The organism is Saccharopolyspora sp. NPDC050389 (assembly GCF_040655595.1).
Taxonomy (GTDB): Bacteria; Actinomycetota; Actinomycetes; order Mycobacteriales; family Pseudonocardiaceae; genus Saccharopolyspora.
The window spans coordinates 26801-43171 of the sequence record NZ_JBFAKG010000006.1 but is presented as its reverse complement, the minus strand read 5'-3'; the positions used below and the strand labels follow the sequence as shown (position 1 = coordinate 43171).

Genomic DNA, 16371 nt, shown 5'->3' with positions numbered 1-16371 from the left:
GCTGCGGCAGGCCGGAAGACCCACGGGCCGACCGGTCCGGTTTGCACCACACGCAGCACGCAGCGGCAGGCTTGATTAGCTAGCCTCGCGACAGGTGGCCGACACGGCGGGAGGAATACCGGTGAGCAAGGGCAGCACGCCCGATCGAGCGGACTTCGTCGTGGTCGCGAACCGGCTGCCGGTGGATCTGGAACGCCTCGACGACGGCACGGAACGCTGGCGGCACAGCCCCGGCGGGCTGGTCACCGCGCTGGAGCCGTTCCTGCGCGCCCGGCGCGGCGCGTGGGTCGGCTGGCCCGGAGTCGCCGACATCGACGTCGAGCCGTTCAGCGACGACGGCCTGCAGCTGCACCCGGTGCGGCTGTCGGCGGACGAATTCGCCGAGTACTACGAAGGATTCTCCAACGGCACGCTGTGGCCGCTGTACCACGACGTGGTCGTGCCGCCGGTCTTCGAGCGCTCCTGGTGGAACGCCTACCGGCGGGTCAACAAGCGGTTCGCGGAGGCCGCCGCCGCGGTCAGCGCCGAGGGCGCGACGGTGTGGGTGCAGGACTACCAGCTGCAGCTGGTCCCGGCGATGCTCCGCGAGCTCCGGCCCGACCTGCGCATCGGGTTCTTCCTCCACATCCCGTTCCCGCCGGTCGAGCTGTTCATGCAGCTGCCGTGGCGCACCGAGATAGTGCGCGGGCTGCTCGGCGCCGACCTGGTCGGCTTCCACCGGCCCGGAGGGGCGCAGAACTTCCTGTGGCTGGCCCGTCGGCTGGCCGGCTTCGAACCCAGCCGCGGCCAGGTCGGTGTCCGCTCCCGGCCCGGCGTCGTGCAGGTCGGCGACCGCACCGTGCGCGTCGGGGCGTTCCCGATTTCCATCGCCGCCGCCGGGCTCGACAAGCTGGCGCGCACCAAGGAGATCCAGCAGCGCGTCAAGTCGCTGCGCGCCGAGCTCGGCAACCCGCGCAAGATCATGCTCGGCGTCGACCGCCTCGACTACACCAAGGGCATCGACGTGCGGCTGCACGCGATGCACGAGCTGCTCGCCGAAGGCCACATCAAGGCCGAGGACGTGACGATGATCCAGATCGCCACGCCCAGCCGGGAACGCGTCGAGCACTACAAGCAGATGCGCGAGGACATCGAGCGCGAGGTCGGGCGGATCAACGGCGAGTTCGGTCGCGTCGGCCACCCCGCCGTGCACTACCTGCACACCTCGGTGGACCGCAAGGACCTGGTGGCCTTCTACTGCGCCGCCGACGTCATGGTGGTGACGCCGGTGCGGGACGGCATGAACCTGGTGTGCAAGGAGTACGTGGCCTGCCGCTACGACCTGGGCGGCGCGCTGGTGCTGAGCGAATTCGCCGGTGCTGCGGCCGAACTCACGAGTGCGTTCCTCGTGAACCCGCATAACCTGGACGGAGTGAAGGACGCATTGCTCGCGGCCCTCGACATCGACGAGGCCGAGGGACGCCGTAGGATGCGCGCACTGCGTAGGCAAGTGCTCACGCACGATGTCGACCGCTGGGCGCGGTCGTTCCTCGAGGCGTTGGGCGCACCGCTCGTGGAGTAGCTGCGGGTAACCGGTCCACAACACGGGCAGCCCGGACTCAGCGATACTTGTTCGAACCGCTCGCCGTCGACGGTCACCGCCGCGGCGCGAACGGGATCGATCCACATCCGATTTTGACCGCGCCCCCCTGAGGAGTATGGCGTTGACCGCCGAAGCCCTTCCTGCCGAGCTGCGCCGCGTGATCGTGCAGCTCGCGCGGACGCCTCGACTTCTGGTCGCCTGCGACTACGACGGCACCCTCGCCCCCATCGTGGCGGACCCCACCCAGGCCAAACCGCTGCCCGAAGCGGTGCACGCCCTGCGGTCGCTGGCCGCGCTGCCGGCGACCACCACGGCGGTGATCTCCGGCCGCGCGCTGCGCGACCTCGCCACCCTGTCCCGGCTGCCCGCCGAGGTCTACCTGGTCGGCAGCCACGGCTCGGAGTTCGACGTCGGGTTCGTGCACGAACTCGAACCCGAAGCCACCCAGCTGCGCACCGAACTGCAGATCGCCCTGCAGGACATCGTGCGCGGAAAACCCGGCGTCACGCTGGAGAACAAGCCCGCCAGCGTCGCGATGCACGTCCGGCGCGCCGAACCGGCGATCGCCGAGGAAGCGCTGGACACCGTCCGCAACGGCCCGGCGACCTGGGAAGGCGTGCAGGTCACCGAGGGCAAGGCGGTCATCGAGCTGGCCGTGGTGCAGACCGACAAGGGCAACGCGCTCGACGCGCTGCGCCACCAGGTCGGCGCCACCGCGGCGGTCTTCCTCGGCGACGACGTCACCGACGAGAAGGCCTTCGCCCGGCTGCACGGCCCCGACCTGGGCATCAAGGTCGGCGACGGGGACACGCTGGCGGCCTACCGGATCGGCAGCACCACCGAGGTCGCGACCGTGCTGGCGTTCCTGATGGAGGAGCGGCGCACCTGGCTTTACGGCGAGCAGGCCCCGCCGATCGAGCGGCTGACGATGCTGTCCAACGAGCGCACCGTCGGCCTGCTCACCCCCGACGCGCGGCTGACCTGGATGTGCCACCCCGGCCCCGACTCGGCGGCGGTGTTCGCCGACCTGCTCGGCGGCCCCGGCGCCGGGCACTTCTCGATCCGCCCGCAGGGCGGCAACGGCGCGCAGCGCAGCCCGCTGCCGCTGGGCCAGCGGTACGTGCCGAACACCATGATCGTGGAAACCCGCTGGTCGCGGCTGCTGGTCACGGACTACCTCGCGCACGGCAGCGACAGCCACCGCACCGACCTGGTGCGGGTGATCAGCGGCAGCGTGCCGGCGGCGGTGGAGTTCGCGCCGCGGCCGGAATTCGGGCAGGTGCCGGTGCGGCTGACCGCCGAGGCCGGCGGGCTGCGGGTGCAGGGCACCTCCGAGCCGATGGTGCTGTACTCGCCGGGCGTGCAGTGGGAGATCACCTCCGACGGCATGCACGAATCCGCGCACGCGGTCGTCGACCCGAGCGAGGACAACCCGGTCGTGCTGGAGCTGCGCTGCGGCACCGACGACCTGTCGCCGACGGACCCCGAGATCGAGCGCCGCGACGAGGCCGACCGGTACTGGTCGGAGTGGATGAAGACGCTGTCGCTGCCCGACGTGGAGCGCGACCTGGTCGCCCGCTCCGCGCTGACGCTGCGCGGGCTGTGCAACTCCGACACCGGCGGGATCATGGCGGCCGCCACCACCTCGCTGCCGGAGGAGATCGGCGGCGTCCGCAACTGGGACTACCGGTACTGCTGGCTGCGCGACGGCGCGATGACCGCACAGGCGCTGGTCACGCTCGGCTCCACGGCCGAGGCCGAGGCGTTCCTGAACTGGCTGCACCGGGTCCTGGAGACGCTGCCGGGGCCGGAGCGGCTGCACCCGCTGTACACGCTGCAGGGCACCGGGCTCGGCCCGGAGGCCGTGATCGACAGCCTGCCCGGCTACGCCGGATCGCGGCCGGTCCGCGTCGGCAACCTCGCCGACCAGCAGGTGCAGCTGGACGTGTTCGGTCCCGTGGTGGAGCTGATCGCGCACCTCGCGCAGTTCACCGGCCGGATCCGCGACGTGGACTGGGAACTGGTGAAGGCGATGGCCGCGGCCGTCTCGCAGCGCTGGTTCGAGCCCGACCACGGCATCTGGGAAGAGCGCGACGTGCCGCGCCACCACGTGTACTCCAAGGTCATGTGCTGGGTGACGCTGGACCGGGCGGTGAAGCTGGCGACCGCGTACGGCCGCGAGGCCGACCCGTCGTGGGCGCCGCTGCGTGACCAGATCGCCCAGGACGTGGTCAAGAACGGCTGGCACCCGGACGTGCAGGCGTTCACCACCGCCTACGAGGGCTCGGACCTGGACTCGGCGTCGCTGCACGTCGGGCTGTCCGGGCTGATCGACCCGTCCGACGAGCGATTCCAGGCCACCGTCACGGCGATCGAGGCGGAGCTGCGCAGCGGGTCCACCGTGTACCGCTACCGCCGCGACGACGGGCTGCCCGGCGACGAGGGCGGCTTCCACCTGTGCGCGGCCTGGCTGATCGAGGCGTACCTGCTGATCGGCCGCCGCACCGAGGCGGAGGAGCTGTTCCAACAGATCGTCGACACCGCCGGGCCGACGGGGCTGCTCTCCGAGGAGTACGACCCGATCGCGGAGCGCTCCCTGGGCAACCACCCGCAGGCGTACTCCCACCTGGGCCTGATCCGCTGCGCCCAGCTGCTGTCCGCCTAGTCCCGCGACATGAACGGCCCGTTCGCCTCGGTCGGTTTCGGAGGTGAACGGGCCGTTCGTCTTGTTGTGCGGCAGGAACGGTCCGTTCGCTTCGGCCTGGTGGGTGAGGTGGACGGGCCGTTCGCCACGTTCAGCGCGTCGATTGGTCCGTTCAACATTCAACTGGTCACGATTTGGGCGATTGATGTCATCCCGTCGGGGGTGGGCTAATACGCTCTGTGCCGGACGCTCGCACGAGGGGAAGGCGGACGGGTGAACGGACTGACCGCAACGCTGATCGTCGTGATCATCGTGCTGATCGTCGTCGCGGTGTTCGCCGTGATCATGGGGGTGCGGGCCAAGCGCTCCGCCGCGAAACCGGAAGCCCGGCCCACCGATCCTTTCCACACCGGTGACCAGGACTCGCTGCGCGGCGACCCGCGGGCGCTGAAGGCCGGCGACATCGTCGAGGTGCGCGGCGGCACCTACACCGTCCGCGGCACCGTCCGGCTCTCCGAAGGCGGCTGGACCTGGGCGGAGCACCTGCTCGACGACGCCAAGGGCGGGCAGGTGTGGCTGGCCGTGGAAGAGGACCCGGACCTGATCCTCTCGCTGTGGACGCCCGTCGCCGACGCCGGTGAGCCCGGCCCGAAGACGATCGACTTCGGCGGCCGCACCTACCACTCCGAGGAAGCCGGCAGCGCCGAGTTCCACAGCGAGGCCACCACCGGCCTGGCCGAGCGGGGCACCGTGCGCTACCACGACTACGAGGCCTCGGACGGATCGATGCTGGGCTTCGAGTCCTACGGCGGCGCCGACTGGGAAGCCAGCAGCGGCGAGGCGCTCAGCCGCTACGACGTGCTCATCTACCCGACGGCGGACTGACCGGTGAAACCACGTTTCTGGTTCGTGATCGCCGGCGCCGCCGCGGTATTAGCCCTGATCATCGGGCTGGTGACGATCTTCTCCACCGGCACCGGGCCGCACGGCTACGTCGCGAAGAACTACACCCGCGCCGCCCACCTCGACCTGCCCGGCGACTCCGACAACCGGGCCTACACCAGCCCGAAACCGCCGAGCGTCGTCGCCGCCGAGATCACCTCGAAGTGGCGTCCGCAGTCCCAGTACGCCGACTCGTCGGGCATCTACCTGCGGTACTCCGGCGACGCGGTGATCATCCAGCCGCAGGCGCCCGGATCGGTGATCCACCTGATGGACTCCGACCGCGCCTACCGCCGCTACCACAGCCACGTCGGCGGCGTCTGGGGCTGGAGCAGCCCGCACGGCGAGAGCTTCCGCGGCCGAGGGCCGGGAGCGGGCAAATGAGCGGCAAGAAGGTCGGGCTCGTCGTGACCGCGGGCGCCGTCATCGCCGTCGGCCTGGCGGTCGCCGGGACGATCGGCGGCGAGTCCGCGCAGAACACCTTCACCTCGGAGGAAACCACCTACTACCTGGACGGCACGAGCTACTCGGGGCCGCCGATCGAGCGGTTCACCCCCGCCGATGCGCAGCAGCTCGCGCAGCGGCTCGCGGAGGCGGAGCGGGCGCACGGGGTGTGCTTCGGCTGGAAGCTCGTCGACGGCTCGACGGAGCAGTTCGACCAGGGCTCCAGCCGCGGCCCCGGCGTCCCGGCCGACAGCTGCCCGCGCTGGGCCGAGACCCAGGTGTTCGTCGCGGCCGGCGACACCGACGACGACGTCGACGCGGCCGACATCAAGGTCGCGGCGTCCGGCGACCTCGACGCGCAGCTGGACGCGGACGACTTCGTGAACCTCGGCGTCACCGCCGACTCGCTGGCCGCGGAGCCGGTGACCGCGACCGGGCAGGCCGCGCTCGGATTGCCCTTGCTGCTGGTGGAGAACGGCGTGCTGACGGCGCCGCAGGCGGCCGAGGACCCCTCGGGAACCGCCTCGGTCCCACCGCTGCCGAAGGGCGATGGCTCCGGCTCGGACTGGGTACCCTGGGCGTGGCTCGGCGGGCTGGGCGTCGTCGTGGTGCTCGGTTTGCTGCTGGGCTTCCGGGCCCGCGCGAAGCAGAAGTCCACATCGGACACTCCGCACGCGCCGCCACCGGCGGGACCGCCGCCGGGATCGCAGGGCGGCCCGCCACTACAGGGGCCGCCGCACGGTGGACCGCCTGGTCCGCAGGGAACGCCGCCGCCCGCGCCGCAAGGGACGCCGCCTGGACCGCCGCTGCAGGGACCGCCGCTGAGCGGACCGCACCCGCCGCGAGGCCCCGCGGCGCCGGGGCAGCAGGGGTGGCCTCCGCCGCCCGGGGGTCCGCGGCAGTCCTGGCCACCGCCGCCGCAGGGGCCGCCGCCGGCAGGTCCCCGTCGCTGACCGCACCGAACACGACACCAGAAGGGCCTCACCTTGCTCCAGGAAATGCTCGCCGGCCTGCTCGCCGCCGTCGCCTACGGGGCGATCGGCGTGGTGATGATGGCGCTCGGCTACGTGCTCGTCGACCTGGCCACGCCGGGCAAGCTTCGCGATCTGATCTGGGTCCAGCGCAACCCGAATGCGGCGTTGCTGCTGGTCTCCGGCCTGATCGGGGTCGGGATCATCCTCACCACCGCGATCGTGGGCAGCGCCGACGACCTGATCGCCGGGCTGATCGACACCCTCGCCTTCGGCCTCCTCGGGCTCATCCTGATGAGCCTGTCGTTCCTGCTGATCGACGCGGTCACGCCCGGCAAGCTCGGCGACGAGCTCTCCTCCCCGGACATGCACCCGGCGACCTGGGTGTCGGCGACCGCGCACGTGGTGATCGCGGTGATCATCGCCGCCTCGATCTGGTGAACAGCGCGTGTCGGTGACCGCCGAACCCGCCGCAGAACCAGCCGAGCTGGCCGATCCGGTCAAGCCGCGCGGCCGGGTCGCCCGGACCGCGGTGCTGGTGGCCGTCTTCATCTGCGCCGCCTGCGGTCTGGTCTACGAGCTGGCGCTGGTCGCGCTCGGCAGCTACCTGATCGGCGACACCGTCGGCCAGGCGTCGATCGTGCTGTCGCTGATGGTGTTCGCGATGGGCGTCGGCGCGCTCGCCGCGAAACCCCTGCAGCGCTGGGCGGCTCCGGCGTTCGCGGGCATCGAGCTGCTGCTCGCGCTGCTCGGCGGGATCAGCGTGCTCGGGCTGTACGCCGCGTTCGCGTGGCTGAGCCTGTACATGCCCGCGCTGATCGCCACCGCGCTTGTGCTCGGCGTGCTGATCGGCGCGGAGATCCCGCTGCTGATGGTGCTGCTGCAGCGGATCCGGCGGCAGGACGCGGGTTCCGCGGTCGCCGACCTGTTCGCGGCCGACTACGTCGGTGGTCTCGTCGGCGGGCTGGCGTTCCCGTTCCTGCTGCTGCCGCTGTTCGGGCAGGTGCAGGGCGCGTTGCTGGTCGGCATGGTCAACGCCGCCGCCGGGCTCGGGCTGGTGCTGACCGTCTTCCGCCGGGAGCTCTCCAAGCGCGCGACGTTGCTGCTGACCGGGGCGTCCGTGCTGGTCGGCGGCGTGCTCGTCGGGGCTTACGCGTTCGCCGACGACTTCGAGGTCACCGCGCGCCAAGCGCTGTACGCGGACCCGGTGGTGCATTCGGAGCGCACGCCGTACCAGGACGTCGTGCTGACCGAGTCGGTGTCGTTGAGCGAGAGCAGCGACACCCGGCTGTACCTCAACGGAGACCTGCAGTTCAGCTCGATGGACGAGTACCGGTACCACGAGGCGCTGGTGCATCCGGCGATGGCGGGGCCGCGCGAGCGGGTGCTGGTGCTGGGCGGCGGAGACGGCCTGGCGCTGCGCGAAGTGCTGCGATACCCGGATGTCCGCGAGGCCACGCTGGTGGATTTGGACCCGGCGGTGCTGGAACTGGCGCGCACCGACCCGCGAGTGTCTACTTTGAACAATGATGCCTTCGCCGATCCGCGGGTGCGGGCGGTCGCGGCGGACGCCTTCAGCTGGCTGCGGGACAACCGCGACCGCTACGACGTGGTGCTCGTGGACATGCCCGACGCGGACTCGGCGGCGACGGCGAAGCTGTACTCGACGGAGTTCTACGGGCTGGTCCGGCACGCGATGTCCGACAACGCGCGAGTGGTGGTGCAGGCCGGTTCGCCGTTCTTCGCGCCGAAGGCGTTCTGGTGCATCGAGTCGACGTTGCGGGCGGCGGGCCTGAACACGGTGCCGTACCAGATCGCGATGCCCAGCTTCGGCGAGTGGGGCTTCCACCTGGCCGCCGCGAACCCGACGCCCGACGATCACACGACGAGCGGAACCCCGCTCTCCTCGCCAGGCGCGCCGCCCCTGCGGCTACCGGTTGACGCCCCGCCGCTGCGCTCGCTGGACGCGGCGACCCTGCAAGCCGCGGCGACGTTCTCGCCGGATCGCACCCGGATCCCGGGCATGGAGCCGTCGACCCTGATGCACCCGACGATCCTCCAGTACGCCCAGGGCGAGTGGGCCAACTACTGATCGGCCAGGTCAAGGAAAATTCCCGATTTCAGGCAGAATCGGGACGTCCCGTGCCCGGCCGGCCACCGGGCTGATCTGGGAAGTTCCCAATTTCAGGCAAAATCGGGAGCCTTCCGATCACGGGCCGAACCAGCGCTCTTCCGCCGAGCGGGGCGGGGCCGAGGTGGCTCCGGTGATCAGCTGGGTCTCCAGCTGGATGTGGCGGGGGCGGCCCGGCTCGCTGGCCTCCAGCAGCAGGCGCCCGGCCGCGCGGCCCTTCTCCAGCCACGGCTGGCGCACCGTCGTCAGGCCCGCCCGCTCCGCGTCCGGGATGCCGTCGAAGCCCGTGATGGTCAGGTCTTCCGGCACCCGCAGGCCGCGGTTGCGGGCCTCGCTCAGCGCGCCGAGCGCCAGTATGTCCGAGGTGCACACGATCGCGGTGATCTCCGGGTCGATCTCCAGCAGCTGCGCCGCCGCCGATGCCCCGGAGGCCGTGGTGTGGTCGAAGCGCTCCACCACCGGCACCTTCGTCCAGTCGACGCCCGCCTCGCTGAACACCTCGGCCAGCGCGGTCAGCCGGGCCTTCTGCACGTGGAAGCTGGCGTTGGCCTGCCGCTGCACCGACGCGGGCCCGTCGTTGCGGCCCCGGGCCAGGCGCATGCACAGCACGCCGATGCGGCGGTGTCCGAGCCCGATCAGGTGGTCGGCGACGCTCTTGATGGCCTTCCCGTCGTCCGGGCCGACCCAGTCCAGGTTGTCCAGGCGCGGCTGGTCGCAGACCACCACCGGCACCGGCCGTTCGAGCACCGCGGCCAGGTGCGGGTCGTCCTCCGGAACCGAGTACACGACGAATCCGTCCACGCCGGCGCGGTGCACCGAGGCGACGTCTTCGCGCTCCGGGCTCGCCGGGATCAGCAGCAGGCCCTGACCGGCGTCTTCGCAGGCCAGCGCGAGTCCTTCGAGGAAGCCCACGGCGCCCGGGTCGCGGAATGCGTAGGAGAGGTTCTCGGTGAGCAGCAGGCCGACCGCGCCCGCCTTCCTGGTCCGCAACGACCTCGCGACCGGATCCGGCCCCGGGTAGCCGAGCCGGCGAGCGGTCTCGAGGACCCGCTTGCGCAGCTCCGGGGAGAGCTGGTCCGGACGGTTGTAGGCATTGGAGACCGTCGTCCGGGAGACCCCGAGTTCTGCAGCGAGCGAGGCGAGCGTCGCAGGCCGCCGGGCATTCGTTGACCGCGCCATGGAGGAACCGTAACGGTTCAGTACCCCTCGGTGAAGTGAGCATGATGCATATCCCACTCACGTTCGAATCATGAACACGGAGCGACGCAGGGTGATCACTCTCCGAGTTGGTTCATTCGAGGGGCTGACCCCGAGCGATTTTGCGGTTACGTTTTCATGACCGATTCCGTGAAAGGTGTCACAGATGGCTGAGGTTGCTTACGTCAACGCCTCGCGCGTTTACCAGGGGAGTCCGCCGGTTCGTGCGGTCGACAAGCTCGCCTTGGACATCGCCGACGGCGAGTTCCTGGTGCTGGTGGGGCCGTCGGGGTCCGGTAAGTCGACGGCGTTGCGGATGCTCGCCGGTCTGGAGGACGTCGACGAGGGCGGCATCACCATCGGTGGCAACGATGTCACCAACACCCCGCCGAAGTCGCGGGACATCGCGATGGTGTTCCAGTCCTATGCCCTGTACCCGCACATGACGGTCGCGGAGAACATGGGCTTCGCGCTGAAGCTGCGCAAGACGCCCAAGGGCGTCATCAAGGAGAAGGTCACCGAGGCGGCGAAGATGCTCGACCTCGAGAAGTACCTGGACCGCAAGCCCAAGGCGCTCTCCGGCGGGCAGCGGCAGCGGGTCGCGATGGGGCGCGCGATCGTCCGCGAGCCGAGCGTGTTCCTGATGGACGAGCCGCTGTCCAACCTCGACGCCAAGCTGCGCGTCGAGACCCGCGCCAACATCGCGGCGCTGCAGAAGCGGCTGGGCACCACCACCATCTACGTCACCCACGACCAGGTCGAGGCGATGACGATGGGGCACCGCGTCGCGGTGCTCAAGGACGGGCTGCTGCAGCAGGTCGCCACCCCGCGCGAGCTGTACGAGAACCCGGCCAACGCGTTCGTCGCCAGCTTCATCGGGTCGCCGGCGATGAACCTGAAGACGGTGCCGCTGACCAGCGACGGAGCGGTGCTGGACGGCACCACGATCCCGCTGCCGCGCGAGGCCGTGGCCGCCGCCGGAGACCTCAAGGAGATCACCTTCGGCGTGCGCCCCGAGGCGCTGTCGCTGACCTCCAGCGAGGACGCCGGGATGGCGATGACTGTCGAGCTGGTCGAGGAGCTCGGCGCCGACGCGCTCATCCACGGCGCCATCGACGTCAACGGCTCGCAGGAGCGGTTCGTCGTCCGCGCCGACGGCCGCACCCCGCCCGCGCTCGGCCAGAAGGTCACCGTGGCGCTGCGCGACCACAGTGAGATCCACCTCTTCCACCCCGAGACCGGAGCCCGCCTGGTCGCTTGATCGCGAGCGGTCGTGGCTGCTCAGGCGGCCATTGCCGGTAACGGCCCTCCATGCCGACGCCCCCGCTGGTCCTGGCGGGGGCGTCGTTGTGTGCGCAACAGGAATAACCCGGTTGGTGGAGTGTTGTGCGGAGACGTGCTTAGACTGTAGTTGACAACGGTTTCCGTTACCGTTCGCAGTTAGCCGTCAGTCTGCTGCGCAAGAGGCTTATCACCGAGGAGTGCAACCGATGACCGTCCGCAGCCGCTCCGCTGCCACCGCCCTGGCCGGCCTCGCCGCCACCGCCATCGCCCTGACCGCCTGCGGCACCGGCGGGCAGGCAGCGGACGGCGGCAAGATCAAGGTCGTCGCCTCCACCAGCGCATGGGCCAGCGTCGTGCAGGCGATCGGCGGCGACCACATCGAGGTCGAGGCGATCATCAACGACCCCAACGCCGACCCGCACTCCTACGAGAGCACCCCGCAGGACGCCGCGAAGGTCACCGACGCGGACCTGGTCGTGTTCAACGGCGGCGGATACGACGGGTTCATGGAGAAGATCCTCGGCAGCAGCGGCCAGGGCAAGCCGACCATCGAGGCCGTCAAGGACGAGCACGAAGGCGAGCCCGCGGGCGGGCACGAGGAGCACGGCGGGCATGAGGGCCACGACCACTCGGCGAACGAGCACGTCTGGTACGACCTGCACGTGGTGCAGCAGGTGGCCGCCCAGGTCAACGCCGAGCTGAGCAGGCTCCAGCCGGCCAACGCCGGGCAGTTCGGCCAGGCCGCGGGCCACTTCGCGGAGGACATCGGCAAGCTGCAGGGGCGGGTCGGCGAGCTGGGCGACCAGAACCGGGGCAAGCAGGTGATCGTCACCGAGCCGGTCGCGCACTACCTGGTGGAAGCCGCGAACCTGCAGGACATCACGCCGCCGGAGTTCGTCAACGCCATCGAGGCCGAGACCGACCCGTCGGCGGCCGCGGTCGCCGCGATCCAGAACGCCGTGAACTCCAAGCAGGCCGCGGCGATCATCTACAACCCGCAGACCGAATCGCCGGTCACCCGCAACGTCCGCAGCGCCGCCGAGCAGAATCAGATCCCGGTCGTGGAGATGACCGAGACGCTGCCGCAGGGCAAGACCTACGTGCAGTGGATGGACGCCCAGATCACGGCCCTGCAGGCCGCCCTGACCCAGAATCGCTGAGATATGACCGCCAAATCCGAGACCGAAACCGTCCTCGCGCCCACCGCCACGGCGTCCGCCGTGCGGCTGCGCGGCGCGGAGCTCTCCTACGGCCCCCGCGTCCTTTGGTCCGGCCTGGACCTGGACGTCGCGCCGGGCGAGTTCCTGGCCGTGCTCGGGCCGAACGGCTCCGGCAAGACGAGCCTCCTGCGGGTGCTGCTGGGTTTGCAGCCGCTTTCCGCGGGCAGCGTCGAGATCGCCGGCGCGCCGGCCCGCCGCGGCAGCAACCGAATCGGCTACATCCCGCAGCAGCGGGCGCTGGACGCCACCGTGATGGTGCGCGGTAGCGATCTGGTCGGTCTCGGCCTGGACGGTCACCACTGGGGCACGGGCCTGCGCGGCCGCCGCGAGCGCAAGCAACGGGTCGCTGCGGCGCTGCGCGCGGTCGAGGCGACCGAGTACGCCCGGATGCCGCTCGGCCTGCTCTCCGGCGGCGAGCAGCAGCGGCTCCGGGTGGCGCAGGCGCTGGTCAGCGATCCGGCGGTGCTGCTGTGCGACGAGCCGCTGCTGTCGCTGGACATCGCGCATCAGCGCAAGGTCAGCCGGCTGATCGCGAACCAGGCGCGGGAGGCCGGGGCCGCTGTCCTGTTCGTCACCCACGAGATCAACCCGGTGCTGCCGCTGGTCGACCGGGTCCTCTACCTGGTGGACGGCCGGTTCCGGATCGGCCCGCCGGACGAGGTGATGACCTCCGCGACGCTGTCCGAGCTTTACCGCACCGACGTCGAGGTCGCCCGAGTCGGCGGGCGGCTGGTCGTCGCCGGCACCGACGAGCACGACCACCACGTGCAAGAGGCGGAAGAGGCGTGAACGCAATCATCGACGGGCTGGGCAAGATCCTGGACTTCTCGACCACGGTCGACCTGCTCGGCTACCCGTTCGTCCAGCAGGCGCTGCTGGCCGCGGCGGCGCTCGGCCTGGCCTCCGGCTGCCTGGCGCCGCTCGTCGTCGCGCGGAAGATGTCCTTCGCCGTGCACGGCACGGCCGAGCTCGCGTTCACCGGTGCCGCCGCGGCGCTGCTGATCGGCGTGGGCGTCGGCGTCGGGGCGCTGGCCGGCGCGGTGGTCGCCGCGCTGCTGCTCGGCCTGCTGGGGCAGCGCGGCACCGAACGCGATTCGGTGATCGGCGCGATCTTGTCCTTCGGACTCGGCGTCGGCGTGCTGCTGCTGTGGCTCAACCCGGAGCGGACCTCGAACAAGTTCAGCCTGCTGGTGGGGCAGATCGTCGGCGTCGATTCCGCGGACGTGCTGCTGCTGGCCGGTTCGGCGGCGGCCGTCCTGGTCGTGCTGGCCTTCGTGTACCGGCCGCTGCTGTTCGCCAGCGTCGACCCGGATGTCGCGGCGGCCCGCGGCGTTCCGGCGCGGCTGCTGACGCCGCTGTTCGCGGTGCTGGTCGGCGTGGCGACCGCGCTCGGCGTCTACACCGTCGGCGCGTTGCTGGTGCTGGCGCTGATGGTGACGCCGGGAGCCGCGGCGGCGCGGGTGACCGCGAGCCCGGTCAAGGCGACGGTGCTGGCGGTGGTGTTCGCCGAGGTGGCAGTGCTGGGCGGCATCCTGCTGTCGCTGGCGCCCGGGGCGCCGGTGAGCGCCTTCGTCACGATCATCTCGTTCGTGATCTACCTGGTGTGCCGCGTGGTCGGCAACCGCCGGCTCCGCCGCCTGTCCCGAATCCCAGCCGCCGCCTGACCGTTCCGGCAAGGTTTGCGCTGGCAGCGGGGCCGTGAGTCTTTTGGGCGGCTATAGCAGCTGTTTGAGAGCTCGTTTGCGCAGTGGTTGGCTGGTGTGGAGTGAACGACCTGTTCTCCTCGATAGGTGAGGTGAACGGTCCGTTCGCTTCATCCATCCAACGTCGGCGGGCACCAGCTGGTGTGGGGTGAACGGCCCGTTCGTCCCGATAGGCGAGGTGAACAGGCCGTTCGCTTCACCGCTTTGAAGGCACAAGCCGCCCTGCCACGACCCCACACCACCACATCCAAAACAGCCTCTACAGCGACCCAAAAGACTCACGGCCCCGTACCTGCCGGAACGCGCCTCCTGGGCCGGGCCGCGGGCTGAATGGCGGCGGGTCGGGTGGTGGCCCACGCTGGCGATCGTGTCCCCGAGCGATCGGTGGAAAGTCCTGATCAACCTGGCGACGGCGCTGGGCGCGGTCGTGGCGTGCACCGTCGCGTACTACCTGTTGCCGATCGGCCGGTTCGGCCTCGTCGGCACCGTGAACTCGGTCGTGGGCTTCGCCGTCGGGCTGGCCGCCATCTCCACGCTGATCGCGGTCCAGGTGCGCCGGTTCCGGGCCGGCGGCGCGCACCGCGGCAGCTCCATGGCCGGGGTGGTGGTGGCGTTGTACCTGGCAGTGCTGTTCTTCGCAGCCGTGTACTTCGGAATGGCCCACTACGATCCGGCCTCGATCGCGTCGCTGCGCACCAAGACCGACGCCCTCTACTTCTCGCTGTCGATCACCAGCACGGTCGGCTTCGGCGACGTGCACGCGATCTCCCAGCCCGCCCGCGCGGCCGCCGCAGTGCACATGGCCTTCAACATCGGGTTCCTCGCCGCGGCCGTCACCATCGTCCGAGCCAAGGCCGCCCGGCCCGAAGGCGCCTGAGGGTTCCGTTTCCGCTGGTCAGGTGCCGTGAGTGTTTTGTGTCGCTATGGCAGCGCAAAACACTCACGGGTCTTCACCAGCGGAGACCGCGCTTCAGGCGAGACCGAGGTAGCGGCGTTCGTTGAACTGCTCGCCGGTGCAGGAGGCCCCGAGGTCGTGGCCGATGCGCTCGATCACGTCCGCCAGCTCCAGCCGGGCCAGCCACGGGCGGGGCAGCACCGCCGTGCCGTGCCGGGCGCCGAGGATGCTGCCGGTCACGGCGGCGGTGGAGTCGCTGTTCCCGGAGTGGTTGACCGCCAGCCGCAGGGCGTCGGCGAACTGCTCGGGCTTCGGCATCGCGAGCGCGCAGTAGACGCCGATGGACAGCGCTTCCGGGCCGATCCAGCCCTGGCCGAGCCGCTCGATGTGCCCGACGCTCGCGCCCAGCCGCGCCAGCGTCGAGGCCTCCGCGAGAGCGGTGGCGGCCTCGCCGTCCTCGCGCAGCACGCGGCCCGCCGCCTGGTCCACCGCGGCGGGCAGCTTCCGGTCCTGCACGGCCACCAGGTGCACGATGAGCGACAGCGCCCCGGCCGAGGCCCAGCCGCCGACGCCGCCGTGGGTGAGCGCCGCGCACTGGCAGGCCAGCTGGTAGGCCATCTCGGCGGTGGGCGCGAAGCCGAGCGGCGCGCTGCGATCCACACCGCCGCAGCCCTTGGAGGTGTTCCGCGGCCGGTCCGGCGTGCCGAGCTCGGGTTCTTGCAGCGCGCGCAGGCTGGTCAGGCCGGGAGCGCGGCTGGCGTACAGCTCGGGCTCGGCGAGCAGGCCGGTCGCGCCGGGTATCGGCTTGTCTTCCTGCTGGGTGGTCAACCACCGTCGGTAAGCGGCGGCGGTGGACTCGACCGGTCGCCACTTGCCGCCGTTGTTACCGGTGGTCCAGGCGTGCAGGTAACCCTCGCCGGTGAACAGCGACAGCTGCGTGGCATCGCCGAGCAGGGCCTGCGGCGGCGGTTCGGCGACGCCTGCCTGGCCGAATTCTGCGCGGATGCCGTCCAGCTGCGCGTACTCGACCGGGTTGCCGAGCGCATCGCCGAGCGCCCCGCCGAGCAGGCAGGCCACCGCGCGATCGACCACTGTGGACGGGGTGGGCACGGGTGCGGCTCTCCTTCCACAGTGTCCTCGTACGAGTGATCGGCGTGTCCAGACTTTACTTGGCGTATCCGATCGCCGGGAGATGTTCACCGCAACAGTGGGTGCGGGCCGGACGCTCCGGGAGGAATCGGGCATGGCTCCATTGGGGTGAATAGTCGGCCGGTGATCGACATGCGTTCGGCCGCGCCTCGTTACGGTGTGTCGGGTTTTGGGCGGCGGACCGGCCGCCGCGTGGGCTTTCCGGGGTG

The 16371-nt window shown here is 70.9% G+C and carries 15 protein-coding genes; 13 read left to right on the top strand and 2 right to left on the bottom strand.

The window, feature by feature from the left end; translation table 11 throughout:
• The first annotated feature begins 121 nt into the window (after positions 1–121).
• The 8 genes from AB0I53_RS05480 (at position 122) to AB0I53_RS05445 (ending at position 8675) form a co-directional block, all read left to right on the top strand.
• Positions 122–1561, top strand: coding sequence for a trehalose-6-phosphate synthase (locus AB0I53_RS05480; RefSeq protein WP_358596906.1), 1440 nt, complete (start codon positions 122–124; stop codon positions 1559–1561).
• Between the two features lie 136 nt (positions 1562–1697).
• Positions 1698–4247 carry a trehalose-phosphatase gene (gene otsB / locus AB0I53_RS05475; protein WP_358596904.1) on the top strand — a complete coding sequence of 850 codons (2550 nt, stop codon included), beginning with the start codon at positions 1698–1700 and terminating at the stop codon, positions 4245–4247.
• A 9-nt stretch (positions 4248–4256) separates the two neighbouring features.
• A complete protein-coding gene (locus tag AB0I53_RS05470) occupies positions 4257–4457 on the top strand; it encodes a hypothetical protein (protein ID WP_358596901.1) in 201 nt (66 codons plus the stop codon).
• Positions 4458–4499: 42 nt separating this feature from the next.
• Positions 4500–5111, top strand: a complete 612-nt coding sequence (locus AB0I53_RS05465) for a DUF4178 domain-containing protein (RefSeq protein ID WP_358596898.1) — start codon at positions 4500–4502, stop codon at positions 5109–5111.
• Between the two features lie 3 nt (positions 5112–5114).
• Entirely contained in the window at positions 5115–5552 is a 438-nt protein-coding gene (locus tag AB0I53_RS05460) for a DUF4247 domain-containing protein (RefSeq protein WP_358596895.1), read from the top strand.
• Positions 5549–6565, top strand: coding sequence for a hypothetical protein (locus tag AB0I53_RS05455; RefSeq protein WP_358596892.1), 1017 nt, complete (start codon positions 5549–5551; stop codon positions 6563–6565). The genes AB0I53_RS05460 and AB0I53_RS05455 overlap by 4 nt, the downstream gene beginning before the upstream one ends.
• A 33-nt stretch (positions 6566–6598) precedes the next feature.
• Entirely contained in the window at positions 6599–7024 is a 426-nt protein-coding gene (locus AB0I53_RS05450) for a DUF350 domain-containing protein (RefSeq protein ID WP_358596890.1), read from the top strand.
• A gap of 13 nt (positions 7025–7037) precedes the next feature.
• Positions 7038–8675 carry a polyamine aminopropyltransferase gene (locus AB0I53_RS05445; RefSeq protein WP_358596887.1) on the top strand — a complete coding sequence of 546 codons (1638 nt, stop codon included), beginning with the start codon at positions 7038–7040 and terminating at the stop codon, positions 8673–8675.
• Between the two features lie 117 nt (positions 8676–8792).
• Here the strand turns inward: AB0I53_RS05445 and AB0I53_RS05440 are convergent, their stop codons facing one another.
• On the bottom strand, positions 8793–9893 hold the full coding sequence (locus AB0I53_RS05440; protein ID WP_132487085.1) for a LacI family DNA-binding transcriptional regulator: 1101 nt from the start codon (positions 9891–9893) through the stop codon (positions 8793–8795).
• Positions 9894–10077: 184 nt separating this feature from the next.
• Here AB0I53_RS05440 and ugpC point away from each other — a divergent pair, with 184 nt between their 5' ends.
• The 5 genes from ugpC (at position 10078) to AB0I53_RS05415 (ending at position 14995) form a co-directional block, all read left to right on the top strand.
• Positions 10078–11172, top strand: coding sequence for a sn-glycerol-3-phosphate ABC transporter ATP-binding protein UgpC (gene ugpC / locus AB0I53_RS05435; protein WP_358596869.1), 1095 nt, complete (start codon positions 10078–10080; stop codon positions 11170–11172).
• A 229-nt stretch (positions 11173–11401) separates the two neighbouring features.
• Positions 11402–12355 carry a zinc ABC transporter substrate-binding protein gene (locus tag AB0I53_RS05430; protein WP_358596850.1) on the top strand — a complete coding sequence of 318 codons (954 nt, stop codon included), beginning with the start codon at positions 11402–11404 and terminating at the stop codon, positions 12353–12355.
• Positions 12356–12358: 3 nt separating this feature from the next.
• Entirely contained in the window at positions 12359–13204 is an 846-nt protein-coding gene (locus AB0I53_RS05425) for an ATP-binding cassette domain-containing protein (RefSeq protein ID WP_358596847.1), read from the top strand.
• A complete protein-coding gene (locus AB0I53_RS05420) occupies positions 13201–14079 on the top strand; it encodes a metal ABC transporter permease (RefSeq protein WP_358596844.1) in 879 nt (292 codons plus the stop codon). The genes AB0I53_RS05425 and AB0I53_RS05420 overlap by 4 nt, the downstream gene beginning before the upstream one ends.
• Positions 14080–14485: 406 nt before the next feature.
• Positions 14486–14995 (top strand): ion channel, encoded by a 510-nt coding sequence (locus AB0I53_RS05415; RefSeq protein WP_358596843.1) that lies wholly within the window; start codon positions 14486–14488, stop codon positions 14993–14995.
• Between the two features lie 93 nt (positions 14996–15088).
• Here the strand turns inward: AB0I53_RS05415 and AB0I53_RS05410 are convergent, their stop codons facing one another.
• Positions 15089–16123 carry an ADP-ribosylglycohydrolase family protein gene (locus AB0I53_RS05410; protein WP_358596840.1) on the bottom strand — a complete coding sequence of 345 codons (1035 nt, stop codon included), beginning with the start codon at positions 16121–16123 and terminating at the stop codon, positions 15089–15091.
• Between the last annotated feature and the right edge of the window lie 248 nt (positions 16124–16371).

Excerpts from the sequence above, each read along its gene's own strand:
- otsB (WP_358596904.1), top strand. The coding sequence starts at position 1,698 with ATGGCGTTGACCGCCGAAGCCCTTCCTGCCGAGCTGCGCCGCGTGATC.
- AB0I53_RS05470 (WP_358596901.1), top strand. The coding sequence starts at position 4,257 with ATGAACGGCCCGTTCGCCTCGGTCGGTTTCGGAGGTGAACGGGCCGTT.
- AB0I53_RS05455 (WP_358596892.1), top strand. The coding sequence starts at position 5,549 with ATGAGCGGCAAGAAGGTCGGGCTCGTCGTGACCGCGGGCGCCGTCATC.
- AB0I53_RS05440 (WP_132487085.1), bottom strand. The coding sequence starts at position 9,893 with ATGGCGCGGTCAACGAATGCCCGGCGGCCTGCGACGCTCGCCTCGCTC.
- ugpC (WP_358596869.1), top strand. The coding sequence starts at position 10,078 with ATGGCTGAGGTTGCTTACGTCAACGCCTCGCGCGTTTACCAGGGGAGT.
- AB0I53_RS05430 (WP_358596850.1), top strand. The coding sequence starts at position 11,402 with ATGACCGTCCGCAGCCGCTCCGCTGCCACCGCCCTGGCCGGCCTCGCC.
- AB0I53_RS05425 (WP_358596847.1), top strand. The coding sequence starts at position 12,359 with ATGACCGCCAAATCCGAGACCGAAACCGTCCTCGCGCCCACCGCCACG.